13 protein-coding genes and 2 pseudogenes are annotated in these 12,831 nt (G+C 71.7%); 9 read left to right on the top strand and 6 right to left on the bottom strand.

Features of this window, described 5'->3' with window-relative positions; genetic code table 11:
* Positions 1-11 precede the first annotated feature (11 nt).
* From AC5P1C_RS14560 to AC5P1C_RS14550, 3 genes and pseudogenes are all read left to right on the top strand, one after another.
* Positions 12-1,370 (top strand): cryptochrome/photolyase family protein, encoded by a 1,359-nt coding sequence (locus AC5P1C_RS14560; protein WP_493866209.1) that lies wholly within the window; start codon positions 12-14, stop codon positions 1,368-1,370.
* A 111-nt stretch (positions 1,371-1,481) separates the two neighbouring features.
* Positions 1,482-1,739 (top strand): annotated as a pseudogene (locus AC5P1C_RS14555) (fasciclin domain-containing protein); the annotation flags it as partial.
* Between the two features lie 172 nt (positions 1,740-1,911).
* A complete protein-coding gene (locus AC5P1C_RS14550) occupies positions 1,912-2,493 on the top strand; it encodes a rhodanese-like domain-containing protein (RefSeq protein WP_493866208.1) in 582 nt (193 codons plus the stop codon).
* 13 nt (positions 2,494-2,506) lie between these two features.
* On the opposite strand, the gene AC5P1C_RS14545 is transcribed toward AC5P1C_RS14550, so the two are convergent.
* From AC5P1C_RS14545 to AC5P1C_RS14530, 4 genes are all read right to left on the bottom strand, one after another.
* Positions 2,507-3,091: an Asp23/Gls24 family envelope stress response protein gene (locus AC5P1C_RS14545; protein ID WP_493866207.1), complete on the bottom strand. Its 585-nt coding sequence runs from the start codon at positions 3,089-3,091 to the stop codon at positions 2,507-2,509.
* Positions 3,075-4,142 carry a DUF6286 domain-containing Asp23/Gls24 family envelope stress response protein gene (locus AC5P1C_RS14540; RefSeq protein WP_493866206.1) on the bottom strand — a complete coding sequence of 356 codons (1,068 nt, stop codon included), beginning with the start codon at positions 4,140-4,142 and terminating at the stop codon, positions 3,075-3,077. The genes AC5P1C_RS14545 and AC5P1C_RS14540 overlap by 17 nt, the downstream gene beginning before the upstream one ends.
* Entirely contained in the window at positions 4,139-4,330 is a 192-nt protein-coding gene (locus tag AC5P1C_RS14535) for a hypothetical protein (RefSeq protein ID WP_493866205.1), read from the bottom strand. The genes AC5P1C_RS14540 and AC5P1C_RS14535 overlap by 4 nt, the downstream gene beginning before the upstream one ends.
* 82 nt (positions 4,331-4,412) lie before the next feature.
* Positions 4,413-4,934 carry an Asp23/Gls24 family envelope stress response protein gene (locus tag AC5P1C_RS14530; RefSeq protein ID WP_493866204.1) on the bottom strand — a complete coding sequence of 174 codons (522 nt, stop codon included), beginning with the start codon at positions 4,932-4,934 and terminating at the stop codon, positions 4,413-4,415.
* Between the two features lie 262 nt (positions 4,935-5,196).
* On the opposite strand from AC5P1C_RS14530, the gene AC5P1C_RS14525 reads away from it, so the two are divergent.
* The 4 genes from AC5P1C_RS14525 to AC5P1C_RS14510 all read left to right on the top strand — a co-directional run bounded on the left by AC5P1C_RS14525 (position 5,197) and on the right by AC5P1C_RS14510 (position 7,322).
* Positions 5,197-5,721, top strand: a complete 525-nt coding sequence (locus AC5P1C_RS14525; RefSeq protein ID WP_493866345.1) for an RNA polymerase sigma factor — start codon at positions 5,197-5,199, stop codon at positions 5,719-5,721.
* The gene (locus AC5P1C_RS14520) at positions 5,712-6,368 is read left to right on the top strand and encodes an Asp23/Gls24 family envelope stress response protein (RefSeq protein WP_493866203.1); all 657 of its coding nucleotides are present in this window, start codon (positions 5,712-5,714) and stop codon (positions 6,366-6,368) included. The genes AC5P1C_RS14525 and AC5P1C_RS14520 overlap by 10 nt, the downstream gene beginning before the upstream one ends.
* Positions 6,365-6,712 (top strand): Asp23/Gls24 family envelope stress response protein, encoded by a 348-nt coding sequence (locus tag AC5P1C_RS14515; RefSeq protein ID WP_493866202.1) that lies wholly within the window; start codon positions 6,365-6,367, stop codon positions 6,710-6,712. The genes AC5P1C_RS14520 and AC5P1C_RS14515 overlap by 4 nt, the downstream gene beginning before the upstream one ends.
* 106 nt (positions 6,713-6,818) lie before the next feature.
* Entirely contained in the window at positions 6,819-7,322 is a 504-nt protein-coding gene (locus tag AC5P1C_RS14510) for an SRPBCC family protein (protein WP_493866201.1), read from the top strand.
* A gap of 4 nt (positions 7,323-7,326) precedes the next feature.
* Here AC5P1C_RS14510 and AC5P1C_RS14505 read toward each other — a convergent pair whose 3' ends face one another.
* Both AC5P1C_RS14505 and AC5P1C_RS14500 read right to left on the bottom strand, forming a co-directional pair.
* Complete coding sequence (locus AC5P1C_RS14505) at positions 7,327-8,892, bottom strand: purine-cytosine permease family protein (RefSeq protein ID WP_493866200.1); 1,566 nt, start codon at positions 8,890-8,892, stop codon at positions 7,327-7,329.
* Between the two features lie 156 nt (positions 8,893-9,048).
* Positions 9,049-10,521 (bottom strand): UDP-N-acetylmuramoyl-L-alanyl-D-glutamate--2,6-diaminopimelate ligase, encoded by a 1,473-nt coding sequence (locus AC5P1C_RS14500; RefSeq protein ID WP_493866199.1) that lies wholly within the window; start codon positions 10,519-10,521, stop codon positions 9,049-9,051.
* A 414-nt stretch (positions 10,522-10,935) separates the two neighbouring features.
* Here AC5P1C_RS14500 and AC5P1C_RS14495 point away from each other — a divergent pair.
* Positions 10,936-11,701: pseudogene (locus tag AC5P1C_RS14495) on the top strand (aminoglycoside adenylyltransferase family protein).
* 240 nt (positions 11,702-11,941) lie between these two features.
* Positions 11,942-12,688 (top strand): chitinase, encoded by a 747-nt coding sequence (locus AC5P1C_RS14490; RefSeq protein ID WP_493866198.1) that lies wholly within the window; start codon positions 11,942-11,944, stop codon positions 12,686-12,688.
* The last annotated feature ends 143 nt before the right edge of the window (positions 12,689-12,831 follow it).

Below are 12,831 nucleotides of genomic sequence, written 5' to 3'. Positions count from 1 at the left end.
AGCCGCAGCAAGTGACTGTCTCCGTCGTCCTGTTCACCTCCGATCTCCGGCTGCACGACAACCCCGCGCTGCGGGCCGCGCTGCGCGAGGCGGACCGGATCGTGCCGCTGTTCGTGTACGACGACGGGGTGGAGGCCACGGGCTTCGCGGTCCCGAACCGGCGTGCCTTCCTCGCCGACTGCCTGGCGGATCTGGACTCGGGTCTCCGCATGCGCGGCGGCAGCCTCGTGGTCCGCAGCGGTGACGTCGTCGAGCAGGTCCACCGGGTCGTGACGGAGAGCGGGGCGGCGAACGTGCACGTCGCGGGCGGCGTCAGCCGGTACGCGACCCGGCGCGAGGAGCGGCTGCGGGCCGCGCTCGGCGACACCGGCTGCCGCCTCGTCGTGCACGACGCGGTCGTCACGGCCGTCGCTCCGGGGGAGCTGCTCCCGGCGGGCAAGGACCACTACGCCGTGTTCACCCCGTACTTCCGGCGCTGGACGCAAGCGGGCCCACGGGATCCCGTGTTCGCTCCGCACACGGTGCGGGTCGCCGACGTGGCATCGGATCCGGTGCTGCCGCGCGCGGAGATCACCGGCGTCTCGCCGGGACTCGACGCGGGCGGTGAGAGCGCCGGGCGCAGGCGGCTGCGCGCCTGGCTCTCCGGCGGCATCACGGAGTACGAGGAAGGCCACGACGACATCGCGGCCGACGCCACGTCGCGCCTCTCCCCCCACCTCCACTTCGGCACCCTGTCGGCGGCCGAGGTCATCCACCAGGCATCCCGCGAGGGCTCTCCGGGAGCGCAGGCCTTCGTACGGCAGCTGGCCTGGCGGGACTTCCACCACCAGGTCCTCGCGGCCCGCCCGGACGCAGCCGTCCAGGACTACCGCTCGCGCGGCGACCGGTGGCGCACGAACGAGAAGGAGATCACCGCCTGGCTGGACGGGCGCACCGGCTACCCCTTCGTGGACGCCGCGATGCGGCAGCTGCGCCATGAGGGCTGGATGCACAACCGGGGGCGGATGGTGGTGGCGAGCTTCCTCACCAAGACCCTCTACGTCGACTGGCGCGTGGGCGCCCGGCACTTCCTGAGCCTCCTGGTGGACGGCGACGTCGCCAACAACCAGATGAACTGGCAGTGGGCGGCGGGTACCGGGACCGACACCCGGCCGGGCCGGGTCCTCAACCCCGTCATCCAGGGCAAGCGCTTCGACCCGCGCGGCAGGTACGTACGCCACTGGCTGCCCGAACTCGCCGCCGTCCCGGACAAGTACGTCCACGAGCCGTGGAAACGCCAGGGCCTGGGCCGGGCGGACGTCGACTATCCCGACCCGATCGTCGAACTTGCCGAGGGCCGTGCCCGGTTCGAGCAGGCCCGCGGCGCCTGACGGCCGGCAGGCCGGGTGCGCACGATCGGGTGAATGGAGATCTCGGACCAATCCCCGGCCTGCCACGCGACGAATTCCCCATGTGAGCGAAGAACGGACGACGCCACGAAGGCGAACGAGCCGTTCGGACCGGCCTGTTCGGCGGTTCCGAAGAGTGGCGCCGGATCCTTCGACGGGATGGCGAAGGACCCGGTCGCCACCGCCGCGTCGAACAACCCGGAGCTGTCCACCCTGGTCACCGCGGTCAAGAAGGCGGGGCTCGTCGACACCCTGAACAACGCGAAGAACGTCACGGTGTTCGCACCGACCGACGACGCCTTCGCGAAGATCCCCACGGTCTACATCGTCGACACCGTCCTGATGCCCAAGAGCTGATGGCTCGCGCCCAAAGCCTCCGCCGCCCCGCCCGGGGCGGCGGAGGCTTTCGGCGTTCCCTGCCGTTCCCGTCGGGGCGAGAGTCTTGGTGACACCAGCCGGGGTGGGAGTCTTGGTCACACGAGCCGGAGTGAGAGCCTTGGTTCAACGGAAAGGACAGCTCCACATGACCTCCCCCACCGATCTGACCCCCACCGACTTGGCGCCCGCACAGGCAGCGGCCCGACTGGACCGCTACACCGTCATCGACGTCCGCACCCCCGGCGAGTACGCATCCGGCCACCTCCCCGGAGCGCACAACATCCCCGTCGACCACCTCGGTGAGGCGCTGCCCGAGCTGAAGGCCGCCGCCGCCCGCGGTGAGCTCCTGATGGTCTGCGCCTCCGGAAACCGCTCCGCCACCGCGTGCGCCGAGCTGGCCGCCGCCGACATCCCCGCCGCCACGCTGGTCGGCGGCACCGCCGCCTGGGCCGCGCAGGGCCACCCGCTGCACCGCTCCGAGGGCGCGCCGACGGCCTGGGCGATGGAGCGCCAGGTCCGGCTCGCCGCAGGATCCCTGGTCGTCCTCGGCCTCGCGGCCGGAACCCGCTACCGGCCCGCGCGCTGGCTGGCCGCCGGTATCGGCGCGGGCCTCGTCTTCTCCGCCGTCACCAACACCTGCGGCATGGCGGCCGTCCTCGGCAGGCTTCCGCACAACCGCCCGCACCCCGACGACCTGCGCACCACCCTCGAAGCCCTGCAGTCGTAGCGGCCGCGGGCGCTCAGTGGATGCGGCGCGCCCGGTGCGGCCGGGCCGTGAGGCGCACGTCGGCCTCCAGGGTGCGGGGCGCTGCCGCCGCGCGTGCCTCGGCGACGGTGTCCCGGGCGAGCTCGCGCAGCACCGCTTCGGGTGACGCGTCGGGGTCCAGGGTCAGGGTGATGCGGGCCCGCAGCCGCCGGGGGCGGCCCAGCAAGCTCACGTGGGCACGGGCCACTCCGTCGACGGTCCGGGCCCGTTCGGCCATCACGGAGGCCAGGGCCGTGGCGGAGAGAGTGACGCCGGGCTGCCCGAGCGGCAGTTCGCGCAGCCGTCCGGTGCGGATCTGGGCGACGGCCCAGCAGAGGAACAGGACGGCGCCGAGAGCCAGTCCGGCGATCACCACCGGCACCCACCAGCCGTGATCACGCCAGCGCCCGAGCAGCTCCTGGTCCAGCCACACCCGGTCGGCGCCGATACGGGGCAGGCCCGACGGCAGCCGATCGCGCACGGGGGCGGACATGGACGCCAGCGCGGCGCCTGCGGCCAGGAGAACTGCCGCCACGCAGAACAGAGTCGAGCGGTTCGTGCCGCTACGGAGTCGGCTCATCAGGGGTGCTCCTCTCCGCGGCGGCGGGTCCGCCCGCGGACTCAGGCCCGACTTCGGACCCGGGCCCGCCCGCGGACTCAGGCCCGGCTTCGGGCGCGGGTGCAGCTTCAGGCGCGGGCGCGCGCCAGGCCGGTGCCGTTCTCAGCCGCACGCGCAGCCGCAGCGGCCGGGCGAGCCCGAGCTCTGCGGTCGCCGCCTCGGCGTCCTGGATCACCGACCGTCGCGCGCCGTCGGGTTCACCGAACTCGAGGCCGGCGCGCACCCGTGCCGTACGGCGGCCGACCCGGACCAGGACCCGGCCGACGCCGGGCACGTCGGTCGCGGCATCCCGCAGCAGGATCGCGACGGCCCGGCGGTCCAGTACCGCGCGCACGCCCGGCAGTGGAGCCCTCATCGGGAGACCGCCGCGACGCCCCGGCGTGACGGCGAGAACCAGCAGCCACACACCGAGCGCGAACACGGCGACCGCCGCGAGCACGCCGGATGTCGTGCCGCCGTCCGGGCCGTGCGTGGAGAGCCACTCCATGGCCTGGACCCGCCACCGTGCGGGAGCGCGCCCGGCCGCGTGCACGGACACCACGTCGTACAGGAGCACCCCGCAGACCGCGGCCGCTGTGAAGGCCAACACCGCGACAGGAAGGCGGCGTTGGGACCACGGGCGGTACGCACGGGTCCCGGCCGCCCCGGCCGCCCCGGCGGCTTCTGTGGCTTCTGCGGCGGCAACCGGCGGTGCCGACTGCGCGGCGGACCGTTCGCGGCGGGTCAGGCCACGGACGCGGATCCGCGCCGACGGCACGGTGAGACCGGTGAGCCGGGCGGTGCGCTCGACGACATGCGACCGTACGCTCTCGCCCGCGTCGTCGAGGACCGCGGGATAGGGCAGGGTCACGGTGACGCCGACCTGGGCCCGGCGGCCGCGCACGGCCGCCGACCCTCTGCCCACCTCGACCGCACCGGGTGCCAGGGCCTCCGTCGCCGCCCGTTCCGCGATGCGCCGCACCGCGCGGTCCGCGATGGTCGTCGAACCGCGCTCGGCCGCGGGCGTGGTCATCGCCGCTCCCGGTCACGGTCACGCCCGCCGAGGAAGGCACGCAGATCCGTGCCCTCGTCGACGAGCCGCCCCAGGACGAAGCCGACCGCGCCGAGCGCGGCGACCAGGAGGAACGCGCCGAAGCCGCCGAACCACCCGGCGAATCCGAGGGCCATGCCCGCCATCAGACCGACCAGAGCTGTGCTCACCACTCACCTCACACCACAGAAAGAGGACTCCCCATGCCGCGGAAGGCGGCGTGAGGACTGGGCCCGCGTGGGGCGGCGCGCGCTACTCGACGCGCGTCTCGCCGCCGGAGTCCGCGGTGTCGTCGTCCGGCAGGTGGACGTCGTTCACGGCGACGTTCACCTCGACCACCTCGAGGCCGGTGATGCGCTCCACCGCCGAGATGACGTTCTCGCGCACGTCGTGGGCGACGTCCGTGATGGGCACTCCGTAGTCGACGACGATGTCGAGGTCGATCGCCGTCTGCCGCTCGCCGACCTCGACTTTCACCCCGCGGCCGACGTTGGGGCGCCCGCCGGGGACGCGGTCGCGCACGGCGCCGATGGTGCGGGAGAGGCCGCCTCCCATGTCGAACACGCCGGGAATCTCGCGGGCCGCCATTCCGGCGATCTTCACGACCACGACATCGGCGATGGACGTCTTGCCCCGCGTCGCCGCGGGCTCGGCCGCGCCCGTGCCGCCCGTGACGGTGGTGGCTCCGAGGGTGCTCTTCTGGCCCCCGCCGGTGAGGTCCTTGTGGGTGCTGCCGGATCCGGCAGGCTGCGAAGTGAGGTCCTGCGTCGTCATGGTGGCATCTCCTGGTCGTCGTCGGGGATTTGGCTGTCAGGGACTTCTCTGTCTCTCCACCTGCTCCGACCCGGGTACCCCGCGTCCGTTACGCGCCTCGCGGGAATTTCTTCGCCCGGCATGTAGCGTTCCTGGGCCGCGTAACGCGGAGGGCCTTTCGTGTGTCGTAGGGGCACGATCCAAGTGAGAGGAGCCGCGTGTGCCGGGCGACCGGGGCGGAACATCCGAGGAAGCCGACGCGTCCTCGAGACGTGAGGACGGACTGCTGGCCGTACGGGCGGCGGAAGGTGACGAGGAGGCCTTCGAAGCGCTCGTGCACCGCCACGCGCCCAGGGCGCTGCGCCTGGCCACGCGCCTGCTGGGGAGCCGTCAGGAGGCGGAGGACGCCGTGCAGGACTCCTTCGTCAGCGCGTGGCGCAAGCTGCCGGAGTTCCGCGGGGACGCGCAGTTCGGTACGTGGATTTACCGCATCGTCACCAACCGCTGCCTGAACGTGCTGCGTTCGCGGCGGCCGCTCGTGGCGCTCGACGGCCTGCCCGAGCCGCCCGCGCCGGAGCACGAGGTCTCGCCCGCGAGGGCGGCCGAGGCGCACGCCGCCGTGCAGGATCTCGCGCGGGCGATGGAGGGGCTCTCGCCGGAGCAGCGGGTGTGCTGGGTGCTGCGCGAGCTGGACGGCGCACCGTACGAGTCCATCGCCGAGACGGTCGGCATCAGTCCGGAGGCGGTCCGCGGCCGTGTCTTCAGGGCGCGGCGCTATCTGACGGAGGCGATGGCCGCATGGCGATGAACGGGGAATCCGTACCGGACGATGAGCGGGAGGCGGGCTTCGAAGTGCTGCCCGAGGACGAACTGCTGCCTTGTGGGCGCGAGTTGTCGTACGTATGGGAACAGTGGGAGGCGGGCGTGCCCGACGCCCACGCCGAGAGTTGCCCGCACTGCGCGCAGGCGGTGAACACCCTGCGGCAGCTCGAGGGAATCGTCACGCAGGCGCGCGACACGGCACCGCGGGAGCCGGACACCTCCGCGCTCACCGGCCGTGTCATGGACGTGGTGCGGCTGGAACTGCGGCCGGGCCGGACGCTGCCGCTGGGCGACGAGGACGAGGACGCGTGGATCGTGGAGGCCGCCGCGGCCAGAACGGTGCGGGCGGCGGCGGAGTCCCTGCCGGGCGTGCGGGCGGGCAGCTGCCGCATCGGTCCGCTGGACGACGCACCGGCGTCCGACGCCTCCCGCGGGCGGGAGCCGGTCAGGATCCGCGTCGAGGTGCAGGTCCCGCTCACATGGAACCTGCCGGAGGTCGCCGACCGGGTGCGCAGCCAGGTCCTCGGGGCGGTGGACGCCGAGCTGGGCATGCGGACCGCGGTCGTCGACGTGACGATCACCGATGTCATCGACGACGCCGGCGACGACAGCACGGAAGGACGGCAGCAGTGAGCGACCGAGATGTTTCCCGTGTCCTGACGGATGCCGTCATGGAGGCGGTCCTCGACACCCCGGGGGTGGCCTTCCTGCGGCCGGGTCTCGCGGATCTCCTGCGTTCATCGGCCGTGCTGAGACGGGGTCTCCCCAGTGCTCCGGCGGGCTCCGCCGGCGTGCGGGTGCGGCGGAGTACGGGCACCCAGGACTGGAGCGTGGAGGTGTACGTCGTCCTGCACCGGGGGCGGCGGGCCCTGGACGTGTCGCGCGAGGTGCGCTCGGCCGCTGCGGACGCCGTCCGGCGGGTGACGGGGGAGCCTGCCGCGCCAGGGATCGCCGTCACCGTCACCGGACTCGTCTGAGGCATGGGGCGCCGGTCATCGGCACGCGTGGCACCCTGCGGTGGGCGGTGGGGCTGACATTCATGCTACTGGTGAGTAAGGTCGCGGGTCGAGGATCGGAGTTGTCATGACCCGCACGTTCACAGTGTCACGAAGCATCCTGGTCGAGGCGTCACCGCAGTCGGTGTACGAGCAGGTCAGCCGGCCCGCTCTGATGGGGCGCTGGAGCCCCGAGAACCTGGGGGCCACCGTGCCCGGAGACGAGGAGCCCGCCCGCGTCGGCCTGGTCTTCGACGGGCACAACAAGCGCGGTCCGTTCCGCTGGACCACGCGCTGCACGGTGACCAAGGCCGAGCCGGGCCTGCGCTTCGCCTTCCGCGTGCACGCGATCGGGTTGAAGAGCCCCCGGCTGCGAGCCCCGATCGCCACCTGGGAGTACCGCTTCGAGGACAGCGACGGCGCCACCAAGGTGACCGAGACCTGGACGGACGACAGGCGGTCCTGGCCCACCTTCGTGGCAGGCGCCTTCGACCGAGTCGCCACGGGCGGCAAGACCTTCGCTGCCTTCCAGGTCGGCAACATCGACAGGACGCTGAAGAACCTCAAGCGGGAGCTCGAGACGGCGGGCTGATCCGCTACGCCCGCACGGTCGCGGAGTCCTCTGCGTGATCGACGCCCGGCGGCCCGGTGATCGGAGCGACCGGCGTGTCCGCCGAGCGCACCCAGCGCGGGCCCAGGGGCCCGTACACCGCGCGCGGCTCCGGAAAGGCCGCCAGGAGGGCGAGGTGGACGACCGCGGCGACGGCCGCTCCCAGCGGGAGGCTGATGTCGGTGCCGTTCGCGAGGTCGCCGAGCGGCCCGACGAACTGTCCCGGAATGTTGGTGAACAGCACGCCGGTCACCGCACCGGTCCACCAGGCCGTCAGACCACGCCAGTTCCAGCCGTGGGCGAACCAGTAGCGTCCGCCGCGCTGCCTGCGCGTGAAGACCTGGAGCGCCTCGGGGTCGTACCAGCCGCGCCGGGTGACGTAGCCGAGCATCATGACGATCATCCACGGCACGGTGCAGGTGATGATCATCGTGGCGAAGGTGGAGATCGCCTGGACGAGATTGAAGCCGAACCGGCCCACGAAGATGAACGTGATGGACAGGACGCCGATCAGGACGGTGGCCTGGACACGGCCGAGCCGCGGGAAGACCGAGGAGAAGTCCAGACCGGTTCCGTACAGCGCGGTGGTCCCGGTCGACATGCCACCGATCAGCGCGATCAGGCACACCGGCAGGAAGTACCAGCCGGGCGCGATCGCCAGCAGCCCGCCGACGAAGTTCGGGGCGGCCGGGTCCATGTACTTCGGCGCCTGCTCGGCGATGATCGCCGCGGTCGCCAGGCCGAAGCCGAACGGCAGCACCGTGGCCACCTGCGAGAGGAAGGCAGCTCCCATCACCTTGCGGCGAGGGGTGTCGGCCGGGATGTAGCGCGCCCAGTCACCCAGGAAGGCGCCGAAGGAGACCGGGTTGGACAGCACGATCAGCGCGGCGCCGATGAAGGACGGCCAGAACAGGTCCTGGGTCGCCCGGTCGGCGTCCGGGGTGAAGATCCCGGCGTACGAGGGGTCGAAGTCCCCCGCGAAGGCGACGAGGCCGAGGACGAACAGCAGGGTGGCCGCCACGACCGCGATCTTGTTGACGAGCAGCATGAAGCGGAATCCGTAGACGCACACGGCGAGCACCAGCGCGGCGAAGACGGCGTACGCACAGGCGTAGGCCACGTCGCTCTCCGGCACGCCGAGCAGCCGGTGCGCCCCGCCGATGAGCGCGTCGCCCGAGCTCCACACCGACAGCGAGAAGAACGCCACGGCCGTGAGCAGGGACAGGAAGGATCCGATGATCCTGCCGTGCACGCCCAGATGCGCCGACGACGAGACGGCGTTGTTCGTGCCGTTGCGGGGCCCGAACACCGCCATCGGCGCGAGCAGCAGCGCACCGATGAGCAGCCCGACGAGCATCGCCGCGAGACCCTGCCAGAAGGAGAGGCCGAACAGGATCGGGAACGCGCCGAGCACACAGGTGGCGAAGGTGTTCGCGCCGCCGAACGCGAGCCGGAACAGATCGAGCGGCCCTGCCGAGCGGTCCGCGTCCGGGATGCGTTCGACTCCGTGCGTCTCGACCTCGGTGACGGACGGAGATGGCTCCTTGGGCACAGGCAGCTCCCTGGCATGACAGCACCACGGCGGACGAGGTGATGTGGCGGAAATGCAGGGACCGTAGACGCCGTTCGCCCCACCGCGCCAGTGCCCGATTCGCACTGCGCACGCCGAGGCGATGGATGAATCGCACATTCGCCTGCGTAAATGCCCCTACAACGCGTCGAGTTCGCGGACCACCGTCATGTCGTCGAAGGGGATGAGCCGTTCACCGACGATCTGGTGCGGTTCGCTGCCCCTGCCCGCGACGAGCACGATGTCGCCCTGCCGCGCGGTGGACAGTGCGCGTGCGATGGCGGCGCGGCGGTCGGCCACGCGGTGGAAGGGCGTCCCGGTGGACGTCAGGCCGGGAACGACCTGGTCCAGGATGTGCTCGGGGTCTTCGGTGCGCGGGTTGTCCGAGGTGAGGACGCACAGATCGGAGTGGCGGCCCGCGATCTCGCCCATCAGGGCGCGCTTGGTGGTGTCACGGTCGCCGCCGCAGCCGAAGACGGTGATCACCGAGCCGGTCGCGAAGCCGCGGATGGTGGCGAGGACCTTCTCCAGCGAGTCCGGCGAGTGCGCGTAGTCGACGATCACGCAGGCGCCCCGCGCGCTGGTGAAGCGCTCGAGGCGGCCCGGGGTGGGCGGCATCCGGTCCAGGGCCTCGACGAGGGAGGGGAGTTCATGCCCCAGCAGATGGCATGCGGCGAGCGTGGCCAGCGCGTTGGACACCGAGAAGCGGCCCGGAATCGGGATCGCGGCAGGGTACTTGCGGCCGTCGTGGTGGAGCGTGAAGCGAGTGCCGGCCGCGTCCACCACCAGGTCGCTGGCCCGGTAGTCGGCCGGCGCGTCCAGGCCGTACGTGGTCACCGCCCCCGGCATCAGGGCCATGATCTCGGCGCTGACGGGGTCGTCGGCGTTGACCACCGCGCGGTCGCAGAGACCCGCGAAGAGGCGCAGCTTGGCGTCCTTGTAGTGCTCCATGGTCCCGTGGTCGTCCAGGTGGTCCTGGGTGAGATTGGTGAAGACACCGACGGCGACGGGCACATGGTCCAGACGCCGCTGCAGCAGACCCATGGACGTGGCCTCCAGCACCACACTGCTCGTCTCGCGGTCGCGCATGTGGCCGAGGAGGTACTGCAGGTCCGGCGACTCGGGGGTGCTCAGGACCGAGTGCGGCATCGGGATCCGCTCCGTGCCGATCCGGCTGCCCGAGGTGCCGATCACCCCCACCTTCGCGCCCTTGGCCAGCCTGAGCGCCGACTCGACCATGTACGACACGGAGGTCTTGCCGTTCGTACCCGTGATCGCCACGATGTCCATCGAGCGGCCGGGCTCGCCGTAGTACCGGGAGGCGACGAGCGAGGCCGCCGCCCGTGCGTCGGTCACCCGCACCACGCACGCCGCCCCGGTGGAACCGTCGACGGGCAGTGCGTCGTCCTCGGCGAGGACCGCCACAGCCCCCCTTTCCAGCGCCCGGCCGATGCCCCCGGGCCCGCCCTCCTCGTGGCCGGGTACGGCGACGTACAGCGATCCGGACGTCACTTGCCCGGCATCGAAGGTCATTCCGGCGGTGACCGGGACACCCGGGTCGCCGTGCAGAACGTGGTGGTCGTGCCCGTCGAGCAGTGCGCTGAGCTTCACAACAGTCCCCTCGAAGGCGGCTCACGGCACACCGCGCACGCCCGGCCTGAGGGGCAAGGGCGACGGTGAGCCGGAGTCCGCGGTGATACGCGTCAGGCGAGCGGGGCCCCACAGGGGGATATCTGCGTGCGGGCCGAAGGGCCAAGACGGCCGAGGAACGCTACCCGTGCGCCGTACGACTGGTCGCTTGAGGACCGGATCCGGTTCGTCCCGGGTCGTGGAGGGCTGAGCACAGGTGGCCGGGCGGAGCAGGGACCTGCCCGACACCGCTTCAGTGTACGTCCGCGAACGCTCGCGGCAGACGTGTCGGAAACTCGCTGGCCCTAGGGCGGTCTGCATTTCTACGATCGTGACCGGTTCATCCCCCGCTCTCGCACGTCGTCGTACGAGACCGCCGTGTGCGAAAGGGCCGTGGTGACACAGACCGAGGACACCGTCCGCCTGGTGCGCGAGACGCTCGGCGCGGACGTCGTCGGAATCTATCTCCACGGCTCCGCCTCGCTCGGCGGATTGCGGCCGCACAGCGACATCGACCTGTTCGCCGTCGTGGAACGGCCCGTGAGTGCCGGCTCGCGCGAGAGGCTCGTCGACGGGCTGCTGGATCTGTCCGTCTGGCCGGCCCGGGGGGAGGCGCGTCCCGTCGAGCTGACGGTCGTCGTCCGGCGCGACGTCGTGCCCTGGACCTACCCGCCGCGCTGCGAGTTCCAGTACGGGGAGTGGCTGCGGGGGGGAGTACGAGCTCGGGCGGTTGCCGTCACCGGTACGGAGCCCCGATCTCGCGCCCCTGATCACGATGGTGCTGCTCGCGGACACTCCGCTGTCCGGGCCGCCGCCGGGGGAGGTGCTGATTCCCGTGCCCCGCGAGGACCTCGCGCGCGCGATCGTCGGCGGGGTGCCGGACCTGCTGGCGGAGCTCGACTCGGACACGCGCAATGTCGTCCTGACGCCGGCCCGGATCTGGCTGACGCTGGAGACCGGCGCCCTGACGTCCAAGGACGCCGCGGCCGACTGGGCGCTCGCGCGACTCCCGGCGGCGCACCGGCCCGTGCTCGCCCACGCGCGGAGCGTGTACGTGACGGGGGAGGCGGAACGCTGGGCGGAGCTGCGGCCGTTCGTGGGGCCTTGGGCCGCGTACGTCGCCGGAGCGATCGAGGCGCTGGCCGGGCCGGGCACGGCCTGAGGTACCCGCGCCGCCTCTCAACTGCCGTTATCCGAAGACCTCTTGACGTGAATGCGTCACTCGGTATGGTCTAGTCCAACGGCGGGAGATATTCCGGATAGCCGCAGGTCCGGTGTGCCCGGCGTGTCTGGTGTGCCTGGTGTGCCCGGTGCGCTCCGGGCCGCACATCCCCCGCCGCACATCCCCCCACCACGCGGCGGCCGGTCGCGCACGCGCCGGCGGCCCAAGGAGTGATCCCCCATGCGTCCTCGTGCAATTGCCGCACTGACCGCGACCGCGTCCGCCGCCGCACTGACTCTCCTGACCCTCGCACCCAACGCCTCCGCGGAGAAGGTGGAGAAGGCGGATGCGGGGAAGCAGGCCGCGGCCGAATTCCCCGTCAGTGAAGCCCAGTTCAACCAGATGTTCCCGAACCGGAACTCCTTCTACACCTACAGCGGTCTCAAGGAGGCGCTCAGCGCCTATCCCGAATTCACCGGGACCGGCAGCGATACCGTACGCAAGCAGGAGGCCGCCGCCTTCCTGGCCAACGTCAGCCACGAGACGGGTGGTCTGGTCCACGTCGTCGAGCAGAACACGGCGAACTACCCGCACTACTGCGACAGTTCGCAGCCCTATGGCTGCCCGGCGGGCAACGACAAGTACTACGGCCGCGGCCCGATCCAGCTCAGCTGGAACTTCAACTACAAGGCGGCGGGCGACGCCCTGAACATCGACCTCCTGAACAACCCCGACCTCGTCCAGAACGACCCGGCCGTGGCGTGGAAGACCGGCCTCTGGTACTGGAACACGCAGAACGGTCCGGGGACCATGACGCCGCACAACGCCATGGTCAACAGCGCGGGATTCGGCGAGACGATCCGCAGCATCAACGGAAGCCTGGAGTGCGACGGGAAGAACCCCGAGCAGGTGCAGAGCCGGATCAACAACTACACCCGGTTCACCGGGATCCTCAACGTCACCCCGGGCGACAAGCTCAGCTGCTGAGGCTCCGGCAGCGGGACGCCGCTGCTCCCCCTCTCCCCGTAGGTTGATCCTGCGGGGAGAGGGGGGTTTTCGGCCAACATTAGTGCAGCGCTCAACAGTCGGCCAAGGGGGTCTGGTTGGGCCCGTAGGTGATCAATAGCCTG

It is taken from the genome of Streptomyces sp. A18 (assembly GCF_059026065.1).
Note: the sequence above shows the minus strand (reverse complement) of the source record. Positions and strands in the feature narration are given on the sequence as shown.

Coding starts and splice junctions, on each gene's coding strand:
- AC5P1C_RS14550 (WP_493866208.1), top strand. CDS start 1,912: ATGACCTCCCCCACCGATCTGACCCCCACCGACTTGGCGCCCGCACAG.
- AC5P1C_RS14545 (WP_493866207.1), bottom strand. CDS start 3,091: ATGAGCCGACTCCGTAGCGGCACGAACCGCTCGACTCTGTTCTGCGTG.
- AC5P1C_RS14540 (WP_493866206.1), bottom strand. CDS start 4,142: ATGACCACGCCCGCGGCCGAGCGCGGTTCGACGACCATCGCGGACCGC.
- AC5P1C_RS14530 (WP_493866204.1), bottom strand. CDS start 4,934: ATGACGACGCAGGACCTCACTTCGCAGCCTGCCGGATCCGGCAGCACC.
- AC5P1C_RS14520 (WP_493866203.1), top strand. CDS start 5,712: ATGGCGATGAACGGGGAATCCGTACCGGACGATGAGCGGGAGGCGGGC.
- AC5P1C_RS14510 (WP_493866201.1), top strand. CDS start 6,819: ATGACCCGCACGTTCACAGTGTCACGAAGCATCCTGGTCGAGGCGTCA.
- AC5P1C_RS14490 (WP_493866198.1), top strand. CDS start 11,942: ATGCGTCCTCGTGCAATTGCCGCACTGACCGCGACCGCGTCCGCCGCC.